General features: G+C 61.3%; 20 protein-coding genes. 11 read left to right on the top strand and 9 right to left on the bottom strand.

Annotated features, from left to right (window positions below; genetic code table 11):
- The first annotated feature begins 20 nt into the window (after nucleotides 1–20).
- From BFX80_RS09690 to BFX80_RS09675, 4 genes are all read left to right on the top strand, one after another.
- Nucleotides 21–2,927: a bifunctional acetate--CoA ligase family protein/GNAT family N-acetyltransferase gene (locus BFX80_RS09690; RefSeq protein WP_084208719.1), complete on the top strand. Its 2,907-nt coding sequence runs from the start codon at nucleotides 21–23 to the stop codon at nucleotides 2,925–2,927.
- A 307-nt stretch (nucleotides 2,928–3,234) separates the two neighbouring features.
- Complete coding sequence (locus tag BFX80_RS09685; RefSeq protein WP_084208718.1) at nucleotides 3,235–4,443, top strand: quaternary amine ABC transporter ATP-binding protein; 1,209 nt, start codon at nucleotides 3,235–3,237, stop codon at nucleotides 4,441–4,443.
- Nucleotides 4,440–5,297 (top strand): ABC transporter permease, encoded by an 858-nt coding sequence (locus BFX80_RS09680; RefSeq protein WP_084208717.1) that lies wholly within the window; start codon nucleotides 4,440–4,442, stop codon nucleotides 5,295–5,297. The genes BFX80_RS09685 and BFX80_RS09680 overlap by 4 nt, the downstream gene beginning before the upstream one ends.
- 247 nt (nucleotides 5,298–5,544) lie before the next feature.
- Nucleotides 5,545–6,447, top strand: coding sequence for a glycine betaine ABC transporter substrate-binding protein (locus tag BFX80_RS09675; protein ID WP_077376588.1), 903 nt, complete (start codon nucleotides 5,545–5,547; stop codon nucleotides 6,445–6,447).
- A 174-nt stretch (nucleotides 6,448–6,621) separates the two neighbouring features.
- Here the strand turns inward: BFX80_RS09675 and BFX80_RS09670 are convergent, their stop codons facing one another.
- From BFX80_RS09670 to BFX80_RS09635, 8 genes are all read right to left on the bottom strand, one after another.
- Nucleotides 6,622–7,293 carry an RluA family pseudouridine synthase gene (locus BFX80_RS09670; protein WP_084208716.1) on the bottom strand — a complete coding sequence of 224 codons (672 nt, stop codon included), beginning with the start codon at nucleotides 7,291–7,293 and terminating at the stop codon, nucleotides 6,622–6,624.
- A gap of 67 nt (nucleotides 7,294–7,360) precedes the next feature.
- Complete coding sequence (locus BFX80_RS09665) at nucleotides 7,361–7,912, bottom strand: hypothetical protein (RefSeq protein ID WP_077376582.1); 552 nt, start codon at nucleotides 7,910–7,912, stop codon at nucleotides 7,361–7,363.
- Nucleotides 7,913–8,239: 327 nt separating this feature from the next.
- The gene (pdxH, locus tag BFX80_RS09660; RefSeq protein ID WP_084208715.1) at nucleotides 8,240–8,890 is read right to left on the bottom strand and encodes a pyridoxamine 5'-phosphate oxidase; all 651 of its coding nucleotides are present in this window, start codon (nucleotides 8,888–8,890) and stop codon (nucleotides 8,240–8,242) included.
- A 72-nt stretch (nucleotides 8,891–8,962) separates the two neighbouring features.
- Nucleotides 8,963–9,361 (bottom strand): branched-chain amino acid transporter permease, encoded by a 399-nt coding sequence (locus BFX80_RS09655; protein ID WP_077376573.1) that lies wholly within the window; start codon nucleotides 9,359–9,361, stop codon nucleotides 8,963–8,965.
- A complete protein-coding gene (locus BFX80_RS09650; RefSeq protein ID WP_240499524.1) occupies nucleotides 9,358–10,191 on the bottom strand; it encodes an AzlC family ABC transporter permease in 834 nt (277 codons plus the stop codon). Before BFX80_RS09650 ends, BFX80_RS09655 begins: the two co-directional genes overlap by 4 nt.
- A 443-nt stretch (nucleotides 10,192–10,634) precedes the next feature.
- Nucleotides 10,635–11,042 (bottom strand): DUF2069 domain-containing protein, encoded by a 408-nt coding sequence (locus BFX80_RS09645; protein WP_084208714.1) that lies wholly within the window; start codon nucleotides 11,040–11,042, stop codon nucleotides 10,635–10,637.
- Complete coding sequence (wrbA, locus tag BFX80_RS09640; protein ID WP_077376567.1) at nucleotides 11,043–11,690, bottom strand: NAD(P)H:quinone oxidoreductase; 648 nt, start codon at nucleotides 11,688–11,690, stop codon at nucleotides 11,043–11,045.
- Nucleotides 11,691–11,714: 24 nt separating this feature from the next.
- Nucleotides 11,715–12,074: an ArsC/Spx/MgsR family protein gene (locus BFX80_RS09635; protein ID WP_084208713.1), complete on the bottom strand. Its 360-nt coding sequence runs from the start codon at nucleotides 12,072–12,074 to the stop codon at nucleotides 11,715–11,717.
- Between the two features lie 99 nt (nucleotides 12,075–12,173).
- Between BFX80_RS09635 and BFX80_RS09630 the strand changes: the two genes are divergently transcribed.
- The 6 genes from BFX80_RS09630 (at nucleotide 12,174) to smrA (ending at nucleotide 18,541) form a co-directional block, all read left to right on the top strand.
- On the top strand, nucleotides 12,174–13,472 hold the full coding sequence (locus BFX80_RS09630; RefSeq protein ID WP_077376561.1) for a YihY family inner membrane protein: 1,299 nt from the start codon (nucleotides 12,174–12,176) through the stop codon (nucleotides 13,470–13,472).
- A gap of 358 nt (nucleotides 13,473–13,830) precedes the next feature.
- Nucleotides 13,831–14,958 carry a spermidine/putrescine ABC transporter ATP-binding protein PotA gene (gene potA, locus BFX80_RS09625; RefSeq protein WP_084208712.1) on the top strand — a complete coding sequence of 376 codons (1,128 nt, stop codon included), beginning with the start codon at nucleotides 13,831–13,833 and terminating at the stop codon, nucleotides 14,956–14,958.
- Nucleotides 14,955–15,836, top strand: a complete 882-nt coding sequence (gene potB / locus BFX80_RS09620) for a spermidine/putrescine ABC transporter permease PotB (protein ID WP_084208711.1) — start codon at nucleotides 14,955–14,957, stop codon at nucleotides 15,834–15,836. Before potA ends, potB begins: the two co-directional genes overlap by 4 nt.
- Nucleotides 15,833–16,615, top strand: a complete 783-nt coding sequence (gene potC / locus BFX80_RS09615; protein ID WP_077376552.1) for a spermidine/putrescine ABC transporter permease PotC — start codon at nucleotides 15,833–15,835, stop codon at nucleotides 16,613–16,615. The genes potB and potC overlap by 4 nt, the downstream gene beginning before the upstream one ends.
- A 1-nt stretch (nucleotide 16,616) precedes the next feature.
- On the top strand, nucleotides 16,617–17,693 hold the full coding sequence (locus tag BFX80_RS09610) for an ABC transporter substrate-binding protein (RefSeq protein ID WP_205632690.1): 1,077 nt from the start codon (nucleotides 16,617–16,619) through the stop codon (nucleotides 17,691–17,693).
- Between the two features lie 206 nt (nucleotides 17,694–17,899).
- Nucleotides 17,900–18,541, top strand: coding sequence for a DNA endonuclease SmrA (gene smrA / locus BFX80_RS09605; RefSeq protein ID WP_308483181.1), 642 nt, complete (start codon nucleotides 17,900–17,902; stop codon nucleotides 18,539–18,541).
- A gap of 140 nt (nucleotides 18,542–18,681) precedes the next feature.
- Here the strand turns inward: smrA and BFX80_RS09600 are convergent, their stop codons facing one another.
- Nucleotides 18,682–19,209, bottom strand: coding sequence for a hypothetical protein (locus BFX80_RS09600; RefSeq protein WP_084208710.1), 528 nt, complete (start codon nucleotides 19,207–19,209; stop codon nucleotides 18,682–18,684).
- A 267-nt stretch (nucleotides 19,210–19,476) separates the two neighbouring features.
- On the opposite strand from BFX80_RS09600, the gene BFX80_RS09595 reads away from it, so the two are divergent.
- Nucleotides 19,477–21,498 (top strand): BCCT family transporter, encoded by a 2,022-nt coding sequence (locus tag BFX80_RS09595; protein ID WP_077376546.1) that lies wholly within the window; start codon nucleotides 19,477–19,479, stop codon nucleotides 21,496–21,498.
- The last annotated feature ends 337 nt before the right edge of the window (nucleotides 21,499–21,835 follow it).

Here is a 21,835-nt window from a genome sequence, read left to right as displayed (position 1 = left end):
CCGGCTGACAGGACACCTCCATGGGGATGCGATTTCTGCGCAATTTCTTCGAGCCCACCAGTATCGCGGTGATCGGGGCCTCGGAAAAGACACACTCACTGGGCGGCCAGGTGCTGAGAAACCTGCTGGAAGGCGGGTTCAAGGGCACGCTTGTCGTGGTGAATCCCAAGGGCTATGACACGGTGCATGGAGTGCCCTGTGTGCGCCGGATCAGTGAGCTGGACACGATGCCGGACCTCGCCATCCTGTGCTCGCCTGCCGAGACCTTGCCGCGCATCGTCGAGAAGCTGGGGCGTCGCGGCGTGAAGGCCGCGCTGTTGATCTCCGGAGGAGTGGCACCGTCGCCGGCAAGCTCCCTGGCCCGCGTGACGGAAAAAGGGCTCGGAATGCTTGCCCGGCGTGAGCCTGTGGCCCCCGACCACGCGCGACTGCGCATCCATCCGGATCAGGAGAGTCTCAACAGCCGTCTGCTCAAGGCGGCACGTGGCAGTGGTATACGTCTGCTGGGCCCGGAGTGCATGGGGGTCTGCGTGCCCAATCGGAATCTGAATGCCTCCTTCAGTGGTCAGCCTGTCGCCAAGGGCAAGGTCGCCTATCTGGGGCAGTCGGGGATGCTGGGCAATGCCATGATCGACTGGGCAGCGGGGCGCGGTATCGGCTTCTCCCATCTGGTGACGCTGGGAGACAGCGTCGACGTGATGTTGCCTGACCTGATTGATTACCTGAATCAATATGGGCATGCCCAGGCGCTCTTGCTGCATCTCGAGCGCATCCATGACTCGATGCACTTCATGACTGCGCTGCGCGAGGCCTCTCGCAACCGACTGGTATTGGCGATCAAGAGCGGTCGCACGCCCGAGGCCGACCTGTTCGGGACTCACGTCACCCCCGGCATCCCCAATCGCGACCAGATCGTGGACGTCGCGCTGGCGCGAGCTGGGGTGGTACGCGTCAATGACAGCGAGGACATGTTCGATGCCCTCGAGACGCTCAACCGCATGAAACCGCTGCGGGGCGATCGGCTGGCGATCGTCTCCAATGGTCTCGGGCCGGCCCTGTTGGCGATCGACAAGCTGATGGCGGGAGGCGGCAAGCTTGCCGAGCTGAGCAAGGAGAGTCGGGATGCGCTGCTCAAGGATCAGCTGGATGTCAGCCTGCCCGGTCGCAATCCGGTGGATCTGGGGGGCAATGCCACGCCCGAAGACTTCGTTGCCGCAGTCAACATCGTGGCCAATGATCAGGGAGTCGATGCGGTGCTCGTCGTGCATGCGCCGACAAGACTTGCACCATCCAAGGACACGGCCGAGGCCCTGATCACGCATCGCAAGCAGTTCCGGCGCAATCTGCTGACCAGCTGGATGGGGCTCGAGCAGGCGCTGGCGGCACGTCATGCCTGCCACGCTGCGGGTATCCCGACCTATCTCTCACCCGAAAAGGGCGTCAAGGCCTTCCTGCAGATGGTGGATTACCAGCGGGTGCAGTCCCTGTTGCAGCAGACCCCGCCGAGCCTGTCCTTCACCACCAGCGCCGAGATTCGCGCCCGAGCACATGATCTGGTGCACAGCGCTCGGCGTGCCGGTCGTGAATGGCTGACCCATTCTGAAACGGCTCAGGTACTGGAGACCTATGGCATCGCGACAGCTGCCAGTCATTATGTGTCTGATGCCGCCGAAGCCGCGCAGGCCATTGCAGCTCTCAGGCAGGCGGCTGGCAAGGAAGACGCCGAGATGGCAGCGGGGCCCTTCGCCTTGCGGGTGGTCCACGAGCACAACAGCCAGCCCTTCCGTTATCGCCGCTTCCCGCAGCGTCTGTCTTCTGGCGTGGTCCAGGATCTCAATGGCCCGGAAGACATCGCCCTGGCCATGCGTCGCATCACCAGCAAGGTGAGCGAGCGTGATGACGAGCGGGGACGCAGCGGCAGCGAACGCACCCGCATCCATGAGTTCTGCCTGCAGCCGATGCGCCGCGGCAAGCATTCGCTGCAATTGAGTGCGGGCATCACGCGTGACGAGGAGTTCGGGCCGGTGGTGGTCTTCGGGCTGGGGGGCTACAAGGTCAACGTGCTGGTAGACCGCCAGGTTGCCTTGCCACCTCTCAACATGACGCTGGCACGCGAGCTCATCTCGCGCAGTCATGCCTCGCGTCTGATCGAGGAGCACTCGCCGGACCCCGAGCGGGATATCGCGCGCCTGTGTACCTTGTTGATCAAATTGTCGCAGTTGGCATCGGATTTGCCTGACATTCGGGGGCTGGAGATCAATCCGTTGCTGCTCAATCGTGATGAGGCCGTCGCGGTGGATTTCACGCTGGATCTGGGCAAGCCCGCGCGCTTCGCCATCATGCCGTACCCGGAAGAGCTGCGGGAGTGGGTGCGGCTTGAGGATGGCACCGAGGTGGAAGTGCGGCCGATTCGTGCAGAGGATGCGCCATTGATCACCGCTTTCCATGCCAGATTGTCCGAGGAAAGCATTCGTTTCCGTTATTTCCATCACAAGGCTTCCCTGACGCAACGCGATCTGGCGCTGCTGGCCCAGATCAATTATGACCGCCAGATGGCATTCATCGCCGAGCGTGAAGTCAGTGAGCAGGAGGAGGGCGGCTCACGTCGTGAAATGCTGGGAGTGGTGCGGGTCTGGAATGACCCTGACAACATTCGCACGGAGTTCTCGGTGATCATTCGTGATGACCTGCAAGGTGAGGGGATCGGGCGACTGTTGATGGAAAAGATGCTGCGCTATTGCCGCTCGCTGGGCACTCTCGAGATGGTAGGCAAGATCATGATGGACAATCACCCGATGCGTGCACTGATGAAGCATCTGGGGTTCACCTGTCGTTACAACATGGAGGAACAGGTCATCGATGCGAGTATCCGACTCAATGAGCCCACCAGTGATTGGCAACGCCTGAGGCTTGAATCCAAGGCCTGATGCGCGCGTGTCGGGGCATGATCGGTGGTATGCCACCTTCGTCGTATAAAGCTGTGTTGTTGTTTGAGTGAATATCAATAACTCTGTATCATTATTTTAAATATAAGAATCCTTTATGGAAATTGGCGCAGGGAATGACGTGGCATTCTGCTCAGTATCAGGCAGTGTCATGACGGGTACCTCCCGCATGACGGCCTGATTGGCGCTATGCCACCCTCAGCGGCGCAACCTCGTGAAAGCGCGTTGCCTGCCGTGTGACTGATCAAGCCTGTTCACGCTTCCCTGTGCACTCACAACAGGAAAGCCAATGACTGACACTCGCGATGTGAAGATCCGGGTGCGCAACCTGAGCAAGGTGTTCGGTAACCAGCCTGACAAGGCGCTCACTCTGCGTGACCAGGGACTCAAACGTCCTGAAATTCTGGAAAAGACCGGCCAGACACTGGGCCTGTCCAATGTCGATTTCGATGTGATGGAAGGTGAGCTGCTGGTCATCATGGGGCTGTCCGGCTCCGGGAAGTCCACCTTGATCCGTTGTCTCAATCGTCTGATCGACCCGACAGAAGGCGAGATCCTGATCGACGGTCAGGACGTGGCCAAGCTGGATGAGAAATCGCTGCTGCGCTGTCGTCGCAAGCACTTCTCGATGGTCTTCCAGAACTTTGCGCTCTTCCCTCATCGTACGGTTCAACAGAATGCCGAGTACGGCCTTGAAGTGCGCGGCGAGGCGAAGGAAGTCTGTTTCCAGCGCGGGCGTGACGCACTCAAGCAGGTAGGACTGGACGGGTGGGAGGATGCCTATCCCGATCAGCTGTCCGGCGGTATGCAGCAACGTGTCGGGCTCGCACGTGCATTGGCCAATGATTCTACCGTCCTGTTGATGGATGAAGCCTTCTCGGCACTGGATCCGTTGATCCGCAAGGACATGCAGCAGGAGCTGCTGGCGCTGCAGCACAAGATGAAGAAGACCACCATCTTCATCACCCACGATCTGGATGAAGCCCTGTCCATCGGTGATCGCATCATCCTGCTCAAGGATGGTGAAATCGTCCAGATCGGCACTCCCGAGACCATTCTCACCGAGCCCGCTGACGATTATGTCGCGCGCTTCGTCGAAGGCGTGGACATGTCGCGGATTCTGACCGCCCAGTCCGCCATGACGGATGTCCGTGCCACTGCGCGAGACGATGATGGCCCCCGTACGGCATTGCGCAAGATGGGAGAAAACGGCCTGGACAGTCTCTTCGTGGTGCGCCGCGACCGTACCGTTCTGGGAATCGTGACGGCAGAAGATGCCGAGCGTGCGGTGCGTGAGAACCTCACGGATCTCTCCAGTCTGATCCACTCCGATTGCTGTCGGGTCTCGCCTGATGAGCCCTTGCACAACCTGTTCGCGATGTTTGCCGGCCATCACCACCCGCTGGCAGTCGTGGATGAGCAATCGCGCTTGATGGGAGTCGTGGTCAAGGGATCCGTACTGGCTGAGCTGGCCGAAGCAGGGGAGGCGCATGCATGAGTGAATCGACAGGTTTCACCATTCCGAAGATAGAGCTGGGTGACTGGATCGAGGCAGGGCTGGATTATCTGACCAACAATTATTCCAGCGTGACCCGCGCCATTTCCAAGTTCACCGAGACCGGCATCGGTGCGCTCAATGACGCCCTGATGTGGATGCCTCAGTGGGCCTTGATCGCACTGGTCGCGCTGTTGTGCTGGCGGCTGGCGGGAACTCGCCTGGCGATCGGTTCCATCCTGGGCCTCGGCCTCATCTGGAATCTGGATCTGTGGGATCCGATGATCGAATCGCTCACCCTGGTGGTCATCGCGACGCTGGTGGCCGTGGTCATCGCCATCCCCCTGGGCATTCTGGCGGCGCTGTCGGATCGCTTCTATCGGGTCATCATGCCGGTTCTGGATTTCATGCAGACGATGCCGGCCTTCGTCTATCTGATCCCGGCCATTCCCTTCTTCGGTATCGGGTCAGTCTCGGCGATCTTCGCTACGGTCATCTTCTCGATGCCGCCGGCGATCCGTTTCACTACCCTGGGGATTCGTCAGGTGCCCAAGGAGCTGATCGAGGCCGCAGATGCCTTCGGGTCCACCCGTCGCCAGAAGCTCTTCAAGCTGCAGCTGCCCCTGTCGCTGCCGACGGTGATGGCGGGCATCAACCAGACCATCATGCTGGCCCTGTCGATGGTCGTCATCGCGGCCATGATCGGCGCCGATGGTCTGGGCAACGAGGTCTGGAAGGCGATCCAGCGTCTGCGTCCCGGAGATGGGTTCGAAGCGGGTATCGCGGTGGTGATCCTGGCCATGCTGCTTGACCGCCTGACCCAGACCTTGAGCAAGGAAAAGAAGTCGCGCTCCTGAGGTGACTCACCTCGACCCACAAGCCGGCACCGCCTGTCGTGCCGGCTTGTCCCATCTCTTCAGAGCGCTTCTTGCCCACATTTCTGCACCGCGACACATTCTCCTGTTCTTTACACGTTGCATGGGGATACGGCATTCGCGGCAGCCAGTCTTTCTGCTGGTCCTGTATTGATGAAAGGCTGACCTGATCGGCGATCAGGCAATTCTCGCCCTAAGAAATAAGTAGATTCAAATAAAGGGGAAGTTGATGAATAAGCAAGGTACTTCACGTAGCCATCTGACCATCACCGCCAAGGCACTGTTGCTGGGGGCCGCCATGTCATCCTCGGTGGTCGGTGTCAGCGCGGCTCATGCGGCAGGTGACAAGGGAGATGTCACCCTGGCGTATGTCGAGTGGTCCTCCGAGGTCGCCTCCACCAATGTCGTGAAAGCGGTGCTGGAAGCCCAGGGCTACAACGTCGAGCTCAAGGCGCTGTCCGCCGCCGCGATGTTCCAGGCGGTCGCCTTTGGTGATGCTGATGGCATGGTCGGTGCGTGGCTCCCCACGACCCATGAAGACTACATGGCCAAGGTCGGGCCCAAGGTCGAGGACCTGGGAGTCAACCTCGAGGGCACCAAGCTTGGCCTGGTGGTCCCGGCGTACAGCAAGCTCGAGTCCATCGAGGACATCACCTCGCATGCCGACGAGATTGATGAGCGTATCGTCGGTATCGAGCCAGGCGCCGGCCTGACCCGACTCACCGAGCAGGTGCTCGAGGATTACGATCTCGAGGATATCGACCTCACGACCGGTAGCGGTGCGACCATGACCGCAGCACTGAGCAATGCCATCAAGGGCGAGCGGGATATCGTGGTGACCGGCTGGACCCCCCATTGGATGTTCGCGCGCTGGGACCTCAAGTACCTGGAGGATCCGAAGGGTGTCTATGGCGGTGCCGAGGAGATCCATACCCTGGCACGCAAGGGGCTCAAGGAGGACATGCCGGAGGTCTACGCGATCCTGGACAACTTCGCCTGGACCCCGGCGGACATGGGCGAGGTGATGCTCAACAACCAGGAAGATGATGCAGACCCCTACGAGACGGCCAAGGCGTGGGTGGAAAGCCATCCGGATATCGTCAATGAGTGGCTGCCGGCAACGGCTCAGTAACCTCATCGTGATGGCAGCGGTCTAGTCCACCTCGGCCTGCCATCAATGTGAGTAAGACCACGACGAGACGCCCCCGCAGGCTTGCCTGCGGGGGCGTCTCGTCTATCAGGGTCGTCTATCTGTCTCACCATCCGTCTCACCATCCGTCTCGCCGATGCGGGACGTCAGCGACGCTCAAAAGGGGCAGGGGCTGCGGACTTGCATGCGCTCGCCGCTGACCGGGTGATCGAAGGCGATCATCTCGGCATGCAGCATCAGGCGCTCGGCCATGAAGAAGGCTTCATCACTGGCATACAGATCGCAGCCCAGGATGGGGTGGCCCAACTGCTGACTGTGGATGCGCAGCTGGTGGGTGCGCCCGGAGACGGGCGTGAATTCGACCCGGGTACGCCTGGGGGCCTCGAGCCGCTCAAGCACGCGATAGTCACTGATGGCGGTCTTGCCTGTCTCATGGCAGATCTTCTGCAACGGGAACTGATCCACGTCCTTGGCAATCGGCAGCGAGATCCGTCCACTGTCCTGCTCGACGTGTCCCAGCAGCATCGCGCGGTAGGACTTGTCGATGGTCCGGGCCTGGAACTGGCGCGTCAGGTTGCCGTTGGCCGGCTTGTTGAGTGCCACCAGCATGATGCCTGATGTGCCGAGATCCAGACGGTGCAGCAGCTTGGCGGTCGGGTATTCCTTGACCAGCCGATGGTGCAGCGAGTCCAGATTGAGCGGATGCTTGCCCGACAGGCTCAGCAGACCACTAGGCTTGTGGATCAGCAGGATGTCCTCATCCGCGTAAAGCACCTTGTAGGTCTCACGACAGGGCGGAACGATGAACGGGTCGGCTTGTGGCTGCATGGGGTCTCACAGATGACGATGGGCGGTTCGACGGTGATGGTCGGCAAGGCGGGTGACGAGCTCGCCGTCACTCGTCAGGCAGCGGGGAGGCCAGCAGATCGATGTCTTCCCAGTGATACTCGTATTCCTCCTCCTCGGTATCGTCGGGAGCTCGCCCGATGAACAGGCTGGCGGTGAAAGCCCGCACGAAGATCACCTCGCTGCCATCCAGTGCCGCAAGGCGCTCGCCTTTCCTGAGCTTCTTGATCTTGCGCTTGCGCGCCGCGACATCCTCACGCGCGGCGCGGGTCGCCTCTCGCCACTGGGCGGCAATCTCACCGGGGGCAGTGGACTGCGCCAGGAGTGCCGGTGGGCATTGCAGCGGAATATCTGGCGTGCCTTCATCCCGGATATGGTATTCCCAGCGGCTGGGGTCACCCTGTCGGGGAGCCTGCATCAGATGCTGGCGAATGAAGGTATGACCATGGGGATGCTCCAGCACGGTGTAGAGCACATTGCCGACCACGGCGTGATCCACCAGCGAGATGCCATGGTGATCGGAAGGTGTGTAGCTTGCCAGCAGGCGATCTACCAGCGTCTGACGAGCCACCTTGGGTGTTGCACTGTCGTCCCAGGCCATGTGGCCTCCCTTCCTGTAAACATGTGACGGTGTATGCAGAACATGAGCCGTGCAGCTGTCGCCGACCTGAGCATGCCCTGCACCGAAAAGCCGGCCATTGTCTGTTCTGGCACGGCGCAGGGCAAGTCATGCTTGATCTCGCATGCCGCGTCGATGGGATCGCATCGCGGGTGCCGCATGGCGTGATGTGAGGGGTATGGCGAGAGGGGCATGGTGCGAGGGGCTTGGCGTAAGGGGCATGCGTGTTTCGATCAGCACGCAGGCGCCTTCACGCAAAAGGCCCCGCCATGGCGGAGCCTTCGAGAGCGTGGGGCGATCAGGTGCCACTCACGGTGCGAGCATCACCTTGTGCCACTCATTGTCTTCGGTATCCAGACGCTGATAACGGACCCGGTCGTGCAGGCGTGATGGCTGGCCCTGCCAGAACTCGATCATCTCGGGCACCACGCGATAGCCACCCCAGTGCTCAGGGCGCGGGACATCACTGTCGGCATAGACCTTCTCGAAGCGACCCTGTCTCTCGCTGAGCCAGTCGCGATCCGGAATCTCGACGCTCTGCTGCGAGACCCAGGCGCCCAGCTGGCTTTCCTTGGGACGGGAGGCGAAGTAGTGGTCCGAGGTGGCGTCCGAGACCTTCTCCACGCGACCCTCGATACGGACCTGGCGCTCCATGGCAGGCCACCAGAACGTCAAGGCCGCATGCGGCATATTGGCCAGTTCGCTGCCCTTGTGGCTCTGATAGTTGGTATAGAAGATGAACCCTTGCGCGTCGTATCCCTTGAGCAGCACGATGCGCGCGTGCGGCTTGCCCTGGCTGTCCACGGTGGACAACGTCATCACATTGGCATCGTTGTCATCGGCGGAGAGTGCGCTGGTCAGCCATTCCTGAAACTGCTCGAAGGGTTCGGCCGGGGTGTTGTCAAGATTCAGGCCATCACCGGAGTAGGTTCTGCGCACGTCAGCGATATCGCGATTCATGGTGGGCTCCCTTGATGAATTGCTCATGTAATGTAAGGACTGTGTACCGTCGAGCGCCAGATCGCAAGGGCCTCAGGCCTGTGCCATGGGGCCGAGCTGTACCCACGCCATGTAAAGACCGGTACCGACGGCGATGGAGAGCAGCGCATTGCGTCGCCAGAGGTGAAGGCCGGCCACGCAGGCGGCGGATATCAGCATGCCGGCCCCTTCGGCCTGCATCAGCCAGTCGCGCCAGAGCTCGCTGCGAGCGAGCGTGGAGGGCAGATCACGGGGGGAGTCGCCGGGCAACGACATGGCAGACAGGGACACGATGATCAGCACGACCATCACGATGGCCGGCAGATAGCGACCCATGTGCAGGATCAAGGGATGTGCGGAATGGCGTGAGAGAAACAGGAAGGGGGTCACGCGTGTTGCGAAGGTCGCCAGCGCGGCCACGCCGATCAGCAGCAGTGCCTGGGTCGTTGTCATCGTGTCCGGCTCCCGTCGCTCAGAGAGCGCTGTTGATGGAGGTAATGGCCGAGCAGAAGGACACTTGCCGCGGCGATGCTGCCGAGCAGCAGTTGGTCTTGGGGCAGCACCCATAGCCCCGCCAGGGTGATCACCAGGCCCAGCAGGAAGGGCCAGCGTTCCCGCAATGCGTACCATTGCTCGATGCCGAGCACGACGAACAAGGCAGTGAGGGCAAATTCGATGCCGCTGCTGTCGAAGGTAAGCTGGCCGGCCGCCAGTCCCAGTGCGGTCCCCAATACCCACCACAGCTGGTTGAGCGCCGTAATGCGCAGCATCAGACGCTGATCATTGCGCCTGGCGGCCTTGTCATCCCGCTCACCGCTGCGCGGCAGGCTGGATAGCAGCGAGTAGGTCTCGTCGGTGAGACCGAAGATGAGATAGAGCTTGGCGATTCCGGCCTCGCGGAAACGCTCCAGCAATGACAGGCCATAGAACAGGTGGCGTGAGTTGAGCAGCAGGGTGGCGACGGCCACCTCCGTGACACCCGCTCCAGCGCCCAGCAGAGCGACTGCCAGGAACTGCCCGGCACCCGCCAGGATGATCACCGACATCAAGAGTCCCAGCCAGGGGCTCAGGGGCAACTGGGTGAACAGCACCCCGAAGGCGGCTCCCAGCGGGATATAGCCGAACATCACCGGTAGCGTCTGACGCAGCGCCTCACGCCACGCCTGGCGGGCACTCAGCCATTCGCTGGCCGTGGTGATCGATTCAGGCTCGGCCATCTTCAGGGAGGGCGCGCCGTCGTCGAGGGTGCGTGTCACGCCATCGGTGGTGGGTGTCGTAGGCATGAGGCGTACGGGGTTCCTGTCGGCTCAATGGGCATTGGCATCACGCGAGGCTGCGTGACGACCCGATCCCGAAGGGGTCAGATGAATCAGCATAGCGTGACGATGATGGTGTGGCGATGCGGCCAAGGTGGCATTCTGCAGTGCAATCCTCTGGATTCTAGCGCCAATTGCCCGGCAAGCCACCGTCGAGCGCTGATCTGTCATTGGAATCCTCCGCGCATCTTCAAGGGATAAGCGCCGAGGCCGAGGAAAAGGGGAAGAGGAAAAAGAGAAGCGGAAAGAGACAGCGGTAGGGACAGAAATGAGGGAAGGGGCAGAAAATTCGAAAGAATCGCCGGTCGTGCAGACAAAGCGCCAGGCCTGATGACAGATAGCGCCCAGGGGGCGCTATCTGTCAGGTTCTTGTCGGCCGGCCTTTTACCCCATGGGGGTGCCGGCCCGCATCACGACTGAGGCTGACGCTTCAGATTGCGCGAGCGAAAGCGAGCATACGCCATGCTGGCGAGGAACAGGCCAAGTGCCGCCAGCGCCTCCAGTATGCCGATCACCCCATGGCCGGGTACGCTGGCCAGCATCACGCCCTGCATGAGATAGAGCAGACTGACGAAGGCCAGCCAGACGTGGCCGCGGGCGCGACGAGTCAGCACGGCGGGCAGGAAAAGGGCAATGGGCAGCAGGCGAATCAACAACGGCACCAGGCCGGTATTGTCACTCTGGGCCATCAACTGGATGCCACCTACCAGCAGGATGACGGCCAGGGCCGCGAAGCTCACGATCACGCCGCGGCGGCTCTTGGCCTCGAGGGTGTCGAGGCCTTGTTCGCGTTCCATTCGTTCAAGCCAGGCGCGCATCTATCGGTTCTCCCTGAGGGGTTGCATGGCGAGGGCCAGACGCGCAATGCGCTTGCCTTGTGCGACGGCCAGGCGTCTCTCATGGTCGTTCACGTCATTGTCACCGCGCTTGCCGCTGACATGGGTGGTGCCATAGGGCGTGCCGCCCTGGGTGGTTTCCAGCAATTCAGTGGCACTGTAGGGCACACCCGCATAGACCATGCCGTGGTGAAGAAGAGGCACCAGCATGGTCATCAAGGTGGTTTCCTGACCGCCATGCAGTGAGCTTGAGGCACTGAAGGCGGTGGCGGGCTTGTCGATCAGTGCCCCGTTCATCCACAGCTCGCTGGTGGAGTCGAGGAAGTACTTCAGCGGAGCGGCCATGTTGCCGAAACGGGTCGGGCTGCCAAGTGCCAGGCCTGCACACTGACGCAGGTCATCGAGGGTGGCATACATGGCACCGCTGTCGGGGATTTCCGGCGTGGTCTGCTCGCAGGTCGTCGAGACTTCGGGGACACGGCGCAGGCGGGCCTGGATTCCCGGAATGGACTCGATGCCAGCGACGATCTGCTCCGCCAGGGTCTGGGTCGCACCGTGACGCGAGTAATAAAGCACGAGCACATAGGGTGTCGTATCGGGGGACGTACTGGAATGGGTGTCAGCTGACATGGGCGTCCTCAGGTCACGAAGGGATCAGGCGTCGTCGAGCAGGGCGAGTACATCCTGCGGTGGTCTGCCGATGATGGCGCGCTTTCCGTCATCGAGAATCGGGCGTTGCATCAACCTGGGCGTGGCAGCGATGGCGTCCAGACGTCGTGCATCATCGGGTTCCTCAAGGGCGAGCGCCTTCCAGTCACTCTCGTTCTCTCGCGTCAGGGCTTTCGCCCCGCCTTCGAGTCGAGCGGCCAGCGCACTCAGCTGCTCACGGCTCAACGGGGTGTCCAGGTAACGAATGGTCTCGAATTCGTCGCTTTTCAGGCGTGACTCCAGCAACGCGAGGGTTTCGCGTGACTTGGAGCAGCGCGGGTTGTGATAGAGTTTCAGCATTGGCATGACTGTCTCCGTTTCCGGACAGGCGGTAAGGCGAATGGACTGTGCCGTCAGTGATTCCTGACGGCAGCTTCACATCAGGGATGCATTGTAGAGGGGCGCATGAGAATGCCACAACTGCCACAACTCAAGCGGATGACGCCTGCCATCGGGGTCGTCCTCAAGCTGGTCTCACGTTTCAACTATCACGATGGCAAGAAGACTGCCTCCGCCTTGACCTATACCACCCTGTTCGCGGTGGTGCCTCTGATGACGGTGATCTATTCGATGTTCGCCGTCATCCCGAGCTTTGACGGTGTCGGGCAGCAACTGCAGACCACCGTCTTTGCCCAGTTCCTGCCCTCCACCGGCGAGACGGTGCTTGAGTACCTCAATGAGTTCTCGGGCCAGGCTCGCAATCTGACCTCCGTGGGCCTCATCTTTCTGTTCGTCACCTCGGTGTTGATGATGATCACCATCGAAGGGGCGTTCAATGCCATCTGGCAGGTACCGGAAGGGCGCAAGGGGCTGTCGAGCTTTCTGATGTACTGGGCGGTACTGACACTCGGGCCGCTGATGCTGGGGTCTGGTTTCCTGCTGTCTTCCTATCTGACTTCGCTGTCGTTCTTCGATTCAGCGGCCTCGATGCTGGGCGGCAAGGCGGTATTGCTGCGCCTGTTGCCACCATTGTTGAGCGCGGTGGCCTTCACCTTCATCTATGCCGCGGTACCCAATTGCAAGGTGCGCCTGCGCGATGCGGCCGTGGGAGCGGTGACGACAGCTCTGGCACTGGAACTGGCCAAGGCCGGGTTCTCGTTCTACGTCACGCAGTTCCCGTCCTATCAGGCCATCTATGGTGCCTTCGCGGCAGTGCCACTGTTCCTGCTGTGGGTCTTCCTGTCCTGGTGCATCGTGTTGCTTGGGGCGGAAGTGGCGGCCTGGATGGGGGAGCGCTCCAACGCTGACTGGCATCGCTGGCCACCGTTCTGGCAGACCCTGGGGGCCGTGATGCTGCTCAAGGATGCGCATGAACGGGGCGAGCCGCTCTCGGATGACAGCCTGACCGAGGTGTTGGGCAGCCGCTATCGTCGTGTACTCAAGCCCTTGATTGAGGAGAACATCGCCAGCCAGACCCAGGATGGTCAGTGGGTGCTGGGACGTGATCTCAATCACTATACGCTCTGGGAGCTGGCGCGAGCGCTGCCCTGGGATCTGCCGGCAGGCGAGGCCGGCGAAGCGCCGCACCCTCGTCTGGAGCCCTTGCGAGAAGCGTTGGCTCAGGCGCGTCAGGCCGAGAAGGAACGCATGGACTGTGGGCTAGTGGAGGTTCTGCCCAGTGTCGGTGAGGTTGAATCTGGCTCTGCCCACACCGGCGACCCCCTTCCGACGAATCCGTCATCCACCTCCTCCATGGCGACGTGAGTTGTTCCTGGGTGAATGCGAGATGACAGCAGGCCCTCGAGTGGGCAGAATGCGCACCTCACGACCTGCCTGAGGCTGGAGGATGCAAGCTGCCAGGCAATGCAAAAGGCCCGACTCCGGTACGGGCCTTTTCATGTTTCGTCGCTCAGGATTTGTTGCCGCGCGCATCGCCATGACGGCATGGACAACGGCTTGCATGACCGCCGTGGCGCAGCGGCGAAGATCCTGAGCTGGACCTTCTGCGTGCAGGTCGCGCAGGAACTGAAGAAGACTCGACAGTGTGGCGCGTCATTTCCGGCGCGCCATTTCATGTATCAGGGAGACGCGCGCGTTTCCCGCTGGAGGTGACCCCCTGCCGATGAATAGCTCTGCTCCTGAGACGACCCCACTGGTCAAGTTGCGCTCCATCACCAAGACGTTTGGCGAGCGCAAGGTGCTCGACAGCCTGGATCTGGATTTGAAGGATGGTGAGTTCGTGACCCTGCTAGGCCCCTCAGGGTGTGGCAAGACGACCGTACTGCGCTTGATCGCAGGCTTCGAGGACCCTGATGCGGGTACCATCACGCTCGAGAACGCGGCATTGCAGCACACGCCTGCGCACCTGCGTCCGGTCAATACCGTCTTCCAGAGTTATGCGCTGTTTCCGCACATGAATCTTTACGACAACGTGGCCTTCGGGTTGCGCATGGAGAAGGTGCCCAAGGCCGAGATCCACGAGCGTGTGCGGGAAGCGCTGGAAATGGTGCAACTGGCGCATCTGTCCGACCGTCGTCCGGACCAGCTCTCCGGTGGCCAGCAGCAACGTGTCGCCATTGCCCGCGCCGTCATCAAGCGCCCGCGTGTCCTGCTGCTGGATGAGCCGCTCTCGGCATTGGACTACAAGCTGCGCAAGCAGATGCAGAATGAACTGAAGCGTCTTCAGCGCCGTCTGGGCATCACCTTCGTCTTCGTCACCCACGATCAGGAGGAAGCGCTCTCCATGTCCGATCGTGTGGTCGTGATGCGGGAAGGGGGGATCGAGCAGATCGGCACGCCGCGTGAAGTCTATGAGTCGCCGAGCACGTTGTTCGTGGCGCGCTTCGTCGGCGAGATCAATCAGCTGGCGGCACGCGTCGAGCGGCCTTCGACAACGCCGGGGCGCATCCATGTCGAGGTGCTGGGAAAGTCGCTGGAGCTGAGCAGCCACGGCCGCGAATACCTGGGTGGCGAGGCGGTGCAGGTGCTGCTGCGCCCGGAGGACATGCGACTCAAGTCCGCCGAGGACAGCGAAGGCTTCGCGGCCCGTGTCATCGAGCGCAACTACAAGGGCATGACGCTGGATACGGTGCTGGAGCTCGACAGTGGCCAGCAGCTGCTGGCCAGCGAGTTCTTCGATGAGGATGATCCGGACTTCGATTATCGCCTCGGTGAGCGCGTCAAGGTCAGCTGGGTGCCGGACTGGGAAATCATCCTGCCGGATGATGCCCCCGTGGAGGCGGGGACATGAGTGTGGTGCGCAATCCCTTCAAGACGGCCACGCTGACCATCATCTGGGGCTGGCTGATCGTGCTGGTACTGGCGCCCACCTTGCTGGTGGTACTGGTCAGCCTGATGCCCGAGGGCAGTGGGCAGCTACTGAGTGGCGACATCTCGCCTGCCACGCTCTGGCAGGGCTTGCTGACCAATTACGGCCAGATGATCAGTCCAGTCTATCTGGGAGTGTTTGGCCATTCGCTGTGGATCGGCCTGGTCACGACCCTGATCTGCCTGGTGCTCGGGTATCCGCTCGCCTGGATGATCTCGCGTGCCAGCCCCCGGATGCAGCCGCTGCTGCTGCTGCTGGTGATCATCCCGTTCTGGACCAACTCGCTGATTCGCATCTATGCCCTGCGCACGCTGATCGCGACCCGTGGGCTGCTCAATGATGTGCTGATGACTCTGGGGCTGATCGATACTCCCCTGCGGCTTCTGTATACCGAGGAGGCGGTGATCATCGGGCTGGTCTACATGCTGTTGCCCTTCATGATTCTTCCGCTTTACGCGGTGTTCGAGCAGCTCAGCCGTCCGACCCTGGAGGCGGCACGCGATCTCGGCGCCAATGGTCTGGCCACCTTCCGTCATGTGGTGTTGCCGCTGACCATGCCCGGCATCATCGCCGGCGTGCTGCTGGTGTTCCTGCCGGCGATGGGCATGTTCTATGTGTCGGATCTGCTGGGTGGCTCGCGTCATCCCTTGATCGGCAACATCATCAAGGGTCAGTTCCTGGAAGCCAACAACTGGTCCTTCGGGGCGGCCATCAGCGTGATGCTGACACTGGTGATGGCCTTCCTGCTGCTTGCGTATTACCGCAGCGTGAAGCTCTTCAAGCGGGAGGTGACACTATGAGCCTGAGCCGCCCCCTGCGCGTGTTCAGTCGTTGCTACATGACGCTGATCTTCACGCTGCTGTATGTGCCGATCCTGGTGTTGATCGGGATTTCCTTCAATGATTCGCGCAATCCGTTCCTCTGGGGTGGCTTCAGTCTGCGCTGGTACGACAAGCTGCTGGGCAACGCCAATCTGATGGATGCTGCGCTCAATACCCTGTGGCTGGGCGTGACGGCGGCGACTCTCGCCACGCTGATCGGCACCCTGACCGCCACGGCGCTGTACCGTTATCGCTTCCGGGGGAAGCCGCTGCTCAACGGCATGCTGTTTACCGTGATGATGATGCCGGACATCGTGATGGCGATCGCGTTTCTGGCGCTGTTCATCGCCTTGGGCATCCAGCTGGGCTACCTCTCGTTGCTGGTCTCTCATGCCACCTTCTGTCTGCCCTTCGTGGTGATCACGGTGTATTCGCGCCTGTCGGGGATCAATCCGCAATTGCTGGAGGCCGCACGTGATCTGGGGGCCAGCGAAGCACGAGCCGTCTGGCATGTGCTGGTGCCAGCGTTGATGCCGGCGATAGCCTCGGGTTGGCTGCTCAGTTTTACCCTGTCATTGGACGATGTCGTGATCTCGACCTTCGTCACCGGTCCGACCTTTGAAGTTCTGCCGCTGCGTATCTATTCCATGGTGCGCCTGGGGCTCAAGCCTGAAGTGAATGCACTGGCAACTCTGCTGCTTGGATTGTCACTCTGTCTGCTGGTGATTTCCCAGTGGTTGATCAAGGAGAAAAAATAACATGCAAGGTTCCCGTTTCCCGCTGCGCGCCGCTGGCCTGATGGCTGCCGTCAGCCTGGCATCCGTGGCGACATCCGCCCCCGTTCTGGCCGCGGATGACAGCGACAAGGTGCTCTACGTCTACAACTGGACGGAGTACATGCCCGATGAGGTCATCGAGCGCTTTGAAGAACAGACCGGTATCGATGTCATCTATTCCACCTTCGATTCCAACGAAGCGATGTACGCCAAGCTGAAGCTGCTGGACAGCGACAACAGCTACGATCTCGTCTTCCCGTCGACGTATTACATCGACAAGATGGCGCGCGAGAATCTGCTGCAGAAGCTGGATGTCAGCAAGCTCAGCCATTTCAAGGATCTCGATCCCAACCTGGTCGACCGCGACTTCGACAAGGGCAATCAATATAGCGTGCCTTACATGTGGGGCAGCGCCGGGATCGGTTACAACCCTGACTATGTCGAAGAGGGCGCGCTGACCAGCTGGAACGATCTGTGGGATGACAAGTATCGTGACAAGTTGCTGCTCTCCAATGACATGCGCGAGGTCTTCCATGTCGCGCTGGCAAGCCTGGGCTACAGCGGCAATACCACGGACCCGGACGAGATCAAGGCGGCGTACGAGAAGCTGACCGAGTTGATGCCCAATGTTCGCGCCTTCAACTCCGATGCGGCGCGTGTGCCGTTCATGCAGGGCGAGGTCGATGCCGGTCTGATCTGGAACGGTGAGGTCTACCAGGCCAATGAGGAAGGCGTACCGGTGAATTACGTCTATCCCGAGGAAGGCATCATACTGTGGATGGACACCATGGCCATCCCGTCCAATGCGCGTCACGTCGATGCGGCCTATCAGTTCATCGATTATCTGATCAGCCCGCAAGTCAGCAAGGAGATCAGCGAATACGTGGGTTACACCACGCCGAGCCTTGCCGCCAAGGAGATGATGGACCCCGAGGTGCGTGACAATCCGGTGGTCTTCCCGACGCAGCAGGATCTCGCACGTGGCGAGTTCCAGACCGATGTCGGCGATGCGCTGTCGATCTATCAGAAGTACTGGGAACAGCTCAAGACGGGTCACTGATCCCGTCGTGACGCCAGACGTGTGGACGCACGAATTTGGCATGGACGCTTGAGCTTGGCTGACGCCTCGAGGCATTCTCTGTCTCGGGGCGTCGTCGTTTGCGTCCTCTGCGCCCCCGGGTGGCCAACCATCGCCCCGGGCGCTGGCAGGTCTTGATGACGACCTGCTCCCTGATTGCCACGTCCTGGTGAAGACTGGAGGGTGCCATGTCACGTTTTTCCCCTGCAATGATGTCGGCAGCGCATTCGCGCGAGATCACCCCTGATGAAGCGGATGCGCTGTTCAGTCGTGAGATGCAAGGTGTTGCTCCTCTGACGCGTGGCAAGGATCGCGCGGATGTGGCCACGGGGCCCAGGGCACCGAGCGAAGCACAGCTGGCCCGTCGGGAAGAGGCCCAGAAGGCGCTGGGCAATGAGCTGGATGGGTTGTCAGACAGTTACGTGGAGCATCTGTCGCCGCATGATCCGGTCGAGTATCGGCGTGATGGCATTCAGGTGGGCGTGCTGGACCGTCTGCGTCAGGGCGGCTACCCCCCGGAGGCACAGCTCAATCTGATGCGTCGGCCCTTGATCGAGTGTCGTCGAGAGGTCCATCGCTTCATTCAGGATGCCTGGGGCAGTGAATTGCGCTCGCTGCTGGTGATCCATGGCAAGGGGCGTGATGGTGAATCGCATGCTGCCTTGATTCGCTCCTACCTGGTGCATTGGCTGCAACAGATGCCGGAGGTGCAAGCCTGGAGCAGTGCTCCGCAGCGTCATGGTGGCCTGGGGGCAACGCTGGTGATGTTGCGCAAATCCCGTGCGGCGCGTGACAACAACCGCGAGCGCCACCAGAAGCGTCGCGGCTGACGCTTCGCTTCAAGGCTCACGACACAGAACTCACATCACCAGGCCCTCAGGTCTTCTGCGAGCAGGCAAGCAAAGGCCCGCCACGATGAGGTGGCGGGCCTTTTTGCATGCATGCGGAGGGATGACCCGCGCCGGCTGACTTATTGCACGCTGTAGCCGCGTCCGCTGAAGCAGGCACTCAATGCGCGACGATAGGTGTCGGCATTGCCAGCGGTCACCGGCGGGGCGGCGGAATTGGCATCCGCGCCACTTTCCTGATTGGCCCAGCGATGGCACTCGTAGCGATCCCTGGCCTGCTGGTCCTGGCTCTGCCCCTTGGAGGGATATGCGATGACATCCACCGCGGGGGCGGAGAGTGTCGCCGGAGCAGGGGCCTGGACTGGCAGGTACTGTTGCTGGCTGGCCTCCCAGAGGTAATAGGTGCCCGCCGCCAGGTAGTAGAGAGTGGCGCCAACCCAGATGCCGCGAGCGCCTGCCGGCAGTCCATGCCCGTGGCCGGGGCCGCCCGGGGCCCAGCGTACCAGCGGCCCAGGGCCACCATGCCCGATGAAGATATCCGGGCCATCCAGTCGTGGGTGCCCCGGACCGGCCATTGCCGAAGCGGCCGGCAGGGCAGTCAACAGGGCAAGTGACAGCGCGAGGCCGCGCGTGGATCCTTTTCTGCTCATGCATTCAACTCCTCTGCATCAATCCGTCACGCCGATTATGCGCCTGCCGCGCTCGTTCAGTGTGCAAGCAACCCGCAAAGAAATGATATCTGATGATGTCGTGATACCCCGCAATGGCGTGTCCATGGCGTTGGGCGTGTTGCCATCAAGTGGTATTATCCGCGCCGCCATTGATGACGACTTTTCATTATGGATATGCGCGTTGAGGCGGCCAGGGGACATCAAGTGCCCACGCTGTCTCGCCAATACACCCACTAGGAAATGCCCATGCGTTCAACCCCTGCTGCGGGTGGCGGAGAGCCCGGCAAGGAGTCTCGTTCAGGCCTGTTTGCCAAGGTCAATCCGCCAGTCTTCTTCTGCGCCAACGCCATCATCCTGCTATTGGTGATCTTCACGGCAGTGTTCTCGGACACGGCCATGTCGGTATTTGACTCGGTCCAGCATTGGATCACCAATACCGTCAGCTGGTTCTATATCCTGTGTGTCGCGATCGTTCTCATTTCCGTGATCTATGTCGGTTTCTCGCGCCACGGCGAGATTCGTCTTGGTCCGGATCACTCGCTGCCGGACTACAGCAACGTCACCTGGTTCGCGATGTTGTTCTCGGCTGGCATGGGCATCGGACTGATGTTCTTCGGTGTCGCCGAACCGGTGATGCATTTCCTGAATCCGCCGACCGGTACCCCTGAAGAGGTGGAGACCGCGCGCGAAGCGATGAAGCTGACCTTCTTCCACTGGGGGCTTCACGCCTGGTCCATCTATGCCATCGTCGCGCTGATTCTGGCCTACTTCAGTTATCGCCATGAACTGCCGCTGACGTTGCGCAGCGCGCTGTATCCGCTGATTGGTGAGCGTATCCATGGGCCGATCGGCCATGCGGTGGACATCTTCGCCATCGTCGGCACCGTCTGCGGGGTTGCCACCACGCTGGGCTACGGCGTGGCACAGGTCAACGCCGGGCTCTCGCACCTGACCGGCATGCCCAACAATGACTGGACCCAGGTGGCGATCATCGTCGTGATCACCGGCCTTGCGACCATCTCGGTGGTGACCGGGCTCGACAAGGGCATCCGCATCCTGTCCGAGGTCAATCTCGGGCTTGCCGTCGTGCTGTTGCTGTTCGTGTTGCTGCTCGGGCCGACCGCCTTCCTGCTCAAGGCCTTCGTGCAGAATTCCGGTTTCTACATGGCCGATATCGTCGGCAAGACCTTCGAACTCTATGCCTATGAGCCCAACGACTGGATCGGTGGCTGGACGCTGCTGTACTGGGGTTGGTGGATGTCCTGGTCTCCGTTCGTCGGCATGTTCATCGCGCGTGTCTCGCGCGGTCGTACCATCCGGGAATTCGTGATCGGCGTGCTGTTCGTGCCGGCCGGCTTCACCCTTTTGTGGATGACCATCTTCGGCAACACGGCCATCTCGATGATCATGGAGCAGAACGTCACGGCGCTGGTCGATACCGTCAACGACAACTATTCGCTGGCCCTGTTCACCTTCCTCGAGCAGCTGCCGCTGGCGTCCATCACCTCGGTGATCGCGCTGGTGATGGTCATCGTGTTCTTCGTGACATCCGCGGATTCCGGCTCGATGGTGGTCGACATGCTGGCCTCCGGCGGGCGGGAAGATACCCCGACCTGGCAGCGTATCTACTGGGCCTTCGCGGTGGGCATTCTGGCGATCGTCCTGATGCTGGCCGGTGGGCTGGGCGCACTGCAGACGGCCACCATCGCCACTGCCTTGCCGTTCGGGATGATCCTGCTGGCGTCGATCTTCGGGCTGCTGCGCCAGCTCAATCTCGAGTCCGTCAAGCGGCGTTCACTGTCCGTCAACACGGCAGCGGCGACCCCGATGGGCGAGAAGGGCAACTGGCGCAAGCGTGCCCAGCACCTGATGAGCTTCCCGACGCGCGCCATGGTGCGGGGGTTCCTGCGCGGTACCGTCGCGCAGGGCATGCAGGAGCTGGCGGAAGAGCTGCGTGGTCAGGGGCTGGAGGTGGAAGTCACCATCAGTCGTGATCGCGTCTACTTCAATGCGCGCCATGGCGAGGAAGATGACTTCATCTACGGCGTGCGCATTCGCTCCCACCTGCGTCCGGACCTCAATCTGGATCAGGAAGACGAAGGCGATGAAGAGGATTACTGTCGTGCCGAGGTCTTCCTCAAGGAAGGCGGCCAGTCCTATGATCTGATGGGCTACAGCAAGGACCAGGTGATCAATGATCTGCTCGAACAGTACGAGCGCCATATGCACTACCTGCACCAGCTGCGCCTGACCCAGTCTGCCGGCTGACAGCGAGTCTCTGCGCGAGACCGTCAGACCCCAAGCCCCCGTGAGTTGACTCGCGGGGGCTTTTGTCTGTCTGGATGAGACGGACCGGATGAGCCGGACTGGATAGTGCATCTGTCGAGAGACGCCGTGACCTGAGGCCTCGTCTTCTCAGCTCAGGCATTAGCTCTGCTTATCCAGACGACGTCGAGATCTTATTTGTCTCGCGAGCGGGGGCCCTCTAGCATGGATTCTCCCCACAAAGTCGCATACCGGCGGGGGCCAGATGACATGCCGTGGTGGTGTCTCCTGCCAGGGTTCTCGCCCATGACTGACCGAAGGTGAACGCGATCTGCCCGCA

Origin of the sequence: Cobetia marina (genome assembly GCF_001720485.1) — a bacterium.
GTDB lineage: Bacteria > Pseudomonadota > Gammaproteobacteria > Pseudomonadales > Halomonadaceae > Cobetia > Cobetia marina.
This window is presented reverse-complemented; position numbering and strand designations above follow the sequence as displayed.

What these genes read in the sequence shown, in the direction of transcription:
- BFX80_RS09690 (WP_084208719.1), top strand. Translation starts at nt 21, where the DNA reads ATGGGGATGCGATTTCTGCGCAATTTCTTCGAGCCCACCAGTATCGCG.
- BFX80_RS09685 (WP_084208718.1), top strand. Translation starts at nt 3,235, where the DNA reads ATGACTGACACTCGCGATGTGAAGATCCGGGTGCGCAACCTGAGCAAG.
- BFX80_RS09680 (WP_084208717.1), top strand. Translation starts at nt 4,440, where the DNA reads ATGAGTGAATCGACAGGTTTCACCATTCCGAAGATAGAGCTGGGTGAC.
- BFX80_RS09675 (WP_077376588.1), top strand. Translation starts at nt 5,545, where the DNA reads ATGAATAAGCAAGGTACTTCACGTAGCCATCTGACCATCACCGCCAAG.
- BFX80_RS09670 (WP_084208716.1), bottom strand. Translation starts at nt 7,293, where the DNA reads ATGCAGCCACAAGCCGACCCGTTCATCGTTCCGCCCTGTCGTGAGACC.
- BFX80_RS09665 (WP_077376582.1), bottom strand. Translation starts at nt 7,912, where the DNA reads ATGGCCTGGGACGACAGTGCAACACCCAAGGTGGCTCGTCAGACGCTG.
- pdxH (WP_084208715.1), bottom strand. Translation starts at nt 8,890, where the DNA reads ATGAATCGCGATATCGCTGACGTGCGCAGAACCTACTCCGGTGATGGC.
- BFX80_RS09655 (WP_077376573.1), bottom strand. Translation starts at nt 9,361, where the DNA reads ATGACAACGACCCAGGCACTGCTGCTGATCGGCGTGGCCGCGCTGGCG.
- BFX80_RS09650 (WP_240499524.1), bottom strand. Translation starts at nt 10,191, where the DNA reads ATGCCTACGACACCCACCACCGATGGCGTGACACGCACCCTCGACGAC.
- BFX80_RS09645 (WP_084208714.1), bottom strand. Translation starts at nt 11,042, where the DNA reads ATGCGCGCCTGGCTTGAACGAATGGAACGCGAACAAGGCCTCGACACC.
- wrbA (WP_077376567.1), bottom strand. Translation starts at nt 11,690, where the DNA reads ATGTCAGCTGACACCCATTCCAGTACGTCCCCCGATACGACACCCTAT.
- BFX80_RS09635 (WP_084208713.1), bottom strand. Translation starts at nt 12,074, where the DNA reads ATGCCAATGCTGAAACTCTATCACAACCCGCGCTGCTCCAAGTCACGC.
- BFX80_RS09630 (WP_077376561.1), top strand. Translation starts at nt 12,174, where the DNA reads ATGAGAATGCCACAACTGCCACAACTCAAGCGGATGACGCCTGCCATC.
- potA (WP_084208712.1), top strand. Translation starts at nt 13,831, where the DNA reads ATGAATAGCTCTGCTCCTGAGACGACCCCACTGGTCAAGTTGCGCTCC.
- potB (WP_084208711.1), top strand. Translation starts at nt 14,955, where the DNA reads ATGAGTGTGGTGCGCAATCCCTTCAAGACGGCCACGCTGACCATCATC.
- potC (WP_077376552.1), top strand. Translation starts at nt 15,833, where the DNA reads ATGAGCCTGAGCCGCCCCCTGCGCGTGTTCAGTCGTTGCTACATGACG.
- BFX80_RS09610 (WP_205632690.1), top strand. Translation starts at nt 16,617, where the DNA reads ATGCAAGGTTCCCGTTTCCCGCTGCGCGCCGCTGGCCTGATGGCTGCC.
- smrA (WP_308483181.1), top strand. Translation starts at nt 17,900, where the DNA reads ATGTCACGTTTTTCCCCTGCAATGATGTCGGCAGCGCATTCGCGCGAG.
- BFX80_RS09600 (WP_084208710.1), bottom strand. Translation starts at nt 19,209, where the DNA reads ATGAGCAGAAAAGGATCCACGCGCGGCCTCGCGCTGTCACTTGCCCTG.
- BFX80_RS09595 (WP_077376546.1), top strand. Translation starts at nt 19,477, where the DNA reads ATGCGTTCAACCCCTGCTGCGGGTGGCGGAGAGCCCGGCAAGGAGTCT.